Below are 3,706 nucleotides of genomic sequence, written 5' to 3' on the forward strand. Positions count from 1 at the left end.
TTGCGGCCGGAGCGGACGGTCTGATCATCGAAGTCCATGCCTGTCCGGAATGTGCCTGGAGCGATGGGGCGCAGTCGCTGAAGCCGGCGAAGTTTGCCTCCCTGATCGAAAAGGGCCGTGCGATCGCCAAGGTCATCGGACGCGAGCTGTAAGCCGGAATTCACAAATATCTGCAAAGCACTGCCGCAAGAAGCGGGGGCGTTGATATTCGCAAGCTGTGAAAGTATAGACCTGCAGGACTTCACAGCGGCGTCAAAACCAGACAAAAAGCTGTTTCCCATCGGGTTTTCAGAATCCGGCAGGGAAGCAGCTTTTTTTATTTCTTATCTTTATTCTTTTCCTTCGGCGTCGGCTTGGTTTTCAATTCGGTGAAATCATCCGTGTCGAAGAACTCTGCCAGGGTGATTCCCAATCCGTCGCACAACCGTTTAATCGTGGCGATCGTCGGGGAACTCGTTTCCCGGTTCATCAGATTATTGACCGTCGACTGGGTCATACCGCTGATCTGGGACAACTGGTAGAGGGACATTCCCTGTTCTTTGGCCAACGCCTGAATTCTGAGCTTGATCGTATGGGAAAGCTCGTTGCTCATCTTCATCTCTCCTTTTTTCCTATCATTAATTCTTCCGTTTTTATTTTACCAGAAAAGCCGCACGGTGGACAGCTTTTCTCATGCGAAATTACCCGGAAATCCTCAATCAACAGGAAATGGCGCCGTCATCCGCCAGCTGCAGGATCTCTTTTAAGCCCCCTTCGGCATGCGGACCCAGCGTCATTGCCGTCAGGGCGCCGCAGGCGGAGGCGAGCCGCATACACTCCTTGAGCGTTTTTCCCTGCAGCACTGATGCGGCGTAACCGGCGAAAAAGGCGTCGCCGGCGCCGTTGGAATCGGCCAGTTTGATCGGCAGGGCGGCAAAGCTTTGCGTTTGTTCCGGTTGGATCAGCTGCGCTCCCCGCGAACCGCAGGTCACGACGATCGCCTGCAGGCGGTATTGAAAATAAGTGGTCAGCGGCCGGCCCAGCACGTGTTCTAAAAGCTGACGCTCCTCTTCGTTGACCTTCAGATGCGTGCATAACCGCATCGTCTTTTCCAACAACTCCGGATCGATCTGATCGCACAGCGGCCCCGGATCAAAAAACAAATCCCGTCCGCCGCGGCAGAACTGATGCAGATAGGCAACGGCGTTTTCACTGTCCGCGCCATAGATCAGATACAGACCCGTCAGGCAGCAGGCTCGGTAATTCAACGCCGGAATCCGCGCCGGATCAAATACTCCTTCGCAGCCGCGGTAGGTCATGAATGTTCGTTCCTTCTGATCATCGAGCAGGATCATGCAGAAACCGGTCTTCTGATCCTCGATCACAAACAAACCGTCCATCGCCAAGGCGTTGCGGTGGAAGAAAGCCCGGACCTTTTCGATCGACTCCGCTCCGACCGCAGAATATAAAACCGGATCCAGTCCGAATTTTTTCAGGGTGAACGCGGCGTTGATCGGACAGCCGCCGATCCGTTCAAACGTATCCTGAATCAACGTGTCCTGGCCCTTGACAGGAAACTGACTCAGCAGGCAATACCGGTCCAGACACAGTCCGCCCAGCATTAATACAGGGTTCTCCATGGTTGATTTCCTCGCTTTATTTTTACCATAACGGATATATTATAGTGAACTCAGGCATGAAAGTCCATTGAACCCGAGCGGAAAACGACGAAATTTGGTACCATTGCGCCAACGTTCTATGATAAAATGAAGATGTCGAAAACCCGCGGCCTTTCCGGCTTGCTTTTTTCTTCCGGTCAAGCCGCTGTCAGGGATTTCCACCTTTCCGGTTTCGCCGCTTTTTTCAGGGAAAAAGGTGGGAGACAAAACTAAAGCGAGGTCATAAAATGAAACAATCTGAACAGGAAATGAAAGAATGGGCGCAGCAGCTTAACGCCGTCCATCTGCCGCGGTGGGAGGAGCTGCCGGATATTGACTTGTATATGGATCAGGTCATGACGCTGATGGACCGGTATCTTGATCTGCTTTTAGGTCAAAACCATGAAAAGATCATCACGCCGGCGATGGTCAACAATTATGTCAAGCTGAATCTGATCCCCGCCCCGCATAAGAAACAATACAATCGTGTACATCTGGCATATCTGGTGGCGATTACAATTTTAAAACAGGTTGTGACGATCAAGGAGGTTCGCGTCGGCATATTGTATCAGGCCCATTTAAGCGGCACCCGCAACGCGTATAATCTGTTCTGTTCGCAGCAGGAATACGAATTGAAGAAGGTCGCCGCCCAAATCGATCCGCAGCTGGTGTCCAAGGCTCAGTCAGAACCGATTTCTTTTGATAATCTGGCGCTGAAAATGGCGTCCGGGGCGTTCGCGCAGAAGATTGTCGCCGAAAAAGCGGTTGCGCTGCAGGAGCGGGAATTGAAGCAGATGCAGGAAGAACACAGCCGCAGCCTGCAGAAATGAGCCGCTTCGTCGTCATCGGCGGAGCGAACGTCGATATCATGGGAATTGCCGATCAGGCGCTGCGTCCGCAGGATTCCAATCCCGGAACGATCCGCACGACGCTGGGCGGAGTCGGCCGCAACATCGCGGAAAATCTGGCACGGTTAGACGAGGCGGTCAGTCTGGTCAGCGTGGTTGGGGACGACAGCTTCGGCCGCTGGATTTTGAAACAAGGCCGCGAATGCGGCGTGGATATGCGCTGGGTCCGATCGCTTCCGGGACAGCGGACATCGGCATTTCTGGCCATCCTTGATCCTGATCACGATTTGCACAGCGCGATTGCGGACATGAGCATTCTTCATCAGCTGGATCAAGCCTCCCTGCAGCCGGTGCTGAATTCACTGAAGCGGGGGGATCTGTTAATCTGCGATACCAATCTGGATCCCGAACTGATCCGCTGGATTGTGACGGAAGCTCCCTGCCCGCTGGCGATGGATCCGCTCAGCGCATCCAAAAGTGAGAAAGCGCGGCCGATTTTAAACCGGCTGACATATTTCAAACCAAATCGGGCGGAAGCGGAACGGCTGTGCGGATTTCCGATTCAGACGCCCGCAAAAATCCGTGCCGCTCTGGACTGGTTTGTTAATCAGGGGGTTAAGGAAACCGTGCTTTCCCTGGGGGCGCAGGGAACTGCAGTAGCAGTCGGACAGCGGCGGCTTTTGATGACGGTGGATCCGCTGACCCCCGTCAACACTACCGGCGCGGGCGACTGCTTCTTTGCGGTGTATCTAAGCTTTCGCGCGCAGGGTGCGGCGGTTGAAGACGCGATTGAATCCGCGGCGGCCGGGGCGGCGCTGACCTTAAGCGATCCCTTGTCCGTCAGCCCTTTGCTGAGCCGGCAGTCGCTTGCGCTGCGGCGCGGACGGCAGTCTTGCCGCTGGTTTGATCTGAACCAAATTTAACCTTCTCTTTCGATATTCGCGCGTAGCCGCAATCGAAACCTAACTCCCGATGAAGAAAGAAAAAGGAGCATGATTATGGAAGAAGTATTGAATATTATTCGCGATGAAACGCTGACCTACCAACAACAGCTGCTTGCCTTAGCCCGTCTGGCGGAGAATATGGACGACACGCTGCAGCGTTCCCCGGAATATTGGCAAGGACAGAAAGACGGCATTTTCTGCGACCTGGGCGAGGGGCTGGCGCCGTATCGGCCGCGCTATATCTGCCCAGATCGGAAGAGCGTCGTGTAGGGAAAGA

The 3,706-nt window shown here is 54.2% G+C and carries 5 protein-coding genes and 1 pseudogene; 4 read left to right on the plus strand and 2 right to left on the minus strand.

What is annotated here, in order from left to right:
* A pseudogene (locus tag AC5OW4_RS14805) lies at nucleotides 1–152 on the plus strand (3-deoxy-7-phosphoheptulonate synthase); the annotation flags it as partial.
* A gap of 164 nt (nucleotides 153–316) precedes the next feature.
* Here AC5OW4_RS14805 and AC5OW4_RS14810 read toward each other — a convergent pair.
* Together AC5OW4_RS14810 and AC5OW4_RS14815 are read right to left on the minus strand one after the other, a co-directional pair.
* Nucleotides 317–592, minus strand: a complete 276-nt coding sequence (locus AC5OW4_RS14810) for a helix-turn-helix domain-containing protein (protein ID WP_072686095.1) — start codon at nucleotides 590–592, stop codon at nucleotides 317–319.
* A 106-nt stretch (nucleotides 593–698) separates the two neighbouring features.
* Nucleotides 699–1,619, minus strand: a complete 921-nt coding sequence (locus tag AC5OW4_RS14815; protein ID WP_195548464.1) for a carbohydrate kinase family protein — start codon at nucleotides 1,617–1,619, stop codon at nucleotides 699–701.
* A gap of 266 nt (nucleotides 1,620–1,885) precedes the next feature.
* On the opposite strand from AC5OW4_RS14815, the gene AC5OW4_RS14820 reads away from it, so the two are divergent.
* The 3 genes from AC5OW4_RS14820 to AC5OW4_RS14830 all read left to right on the plus strand — a co-directional run bounded on the left by AC5OW4_RS14820 (nucleotide 1,886) and on the right by AC5OW4_RS14830 (nucleotide 3,699).
* Nucleotides 1,886–2,467: a DUF1836 domain-containing protein gene (locus tag AC5OW4_RS14820; RefSeq protein ID WP_072686099.1), complete on the plus strand. Its 582-nt coding sequence runs from the start codon at nucleotides 1,886–1,888 to the stop codon at nucleotides 2,465–2,467.
* A complete protein-coding gene (locus tag AC5OW4_RS14825) occupies nucleotides 2,464–3,408 on the plus strand; it encodes a carbohydrate kinase family protein (protein ID WP_493677166.1) in 945 nt (314 codons plus the stop codon). Before AC5OW4_RS14820 ends, AC5OW4_RS14825 begins: the two co-directional genes overlap by 4 nt.
* 75 nt (nucleotides 3,409–3,483) lie before the next feature.
* The gene (locus AC5OW4_RS14830) at nucleotides 3,484–3,699 is read left to right on the plus strand and encodes a glycyl radical enzyme domain-containing protein (protein ID WP_493677167.1); all 216 of its coding nucleotides are present in this window, start codon (nucleotides 3,484–3,486) and stop codon (nucleotides 3,697–3,699) included.
* Nucleotides 3,700–3,706: the final 7 nt, after the last annotated feature.

It is taken from the genome of Holdemania sp. (assembly GCF_986127675.1).

Excerpts from the sequence above, each read along its gene's own strand:
- AC5OW4_RS14810 (WP_072686095.1), bottom strand. The coding sequence starts at position 592 with ATGAGCAACGAGCTTTCCCATACGATCAAGCTCAGAATTCAGGCGTTG.
- AC5OW4_RS14815 (WP_195548464.1), bottom strand. The coding sequence starts at position 1,619 with ATGGAGAACCCTGTATTAATGCTGGGCGGACTGTGTCTGGACCGGTAT.
- AC5OW4_RS14820 (WP_072686099.1), top strand. The coding sequence starts at position 1,886 with ATGAAACAATCTGAACAGGAAATGAAAGAATGGGCGCAGCAGCTTAAC.
- AC5OW4_RS14825 (WP_493677166.1), top strand. The coding sequence starts at position 2,464 with ATGAGCCGCTTCGTCGTCATCGGCGGAGCGAACGTCGATATCATGGGA.
- AC5OW4_RS14830 (WP_493677167.1), top strand. The coding sequence starts at position 3,484 with ATGGAAGAAGTATTGAATATTATTCGCGATGAAACGCTGACCTACCAA.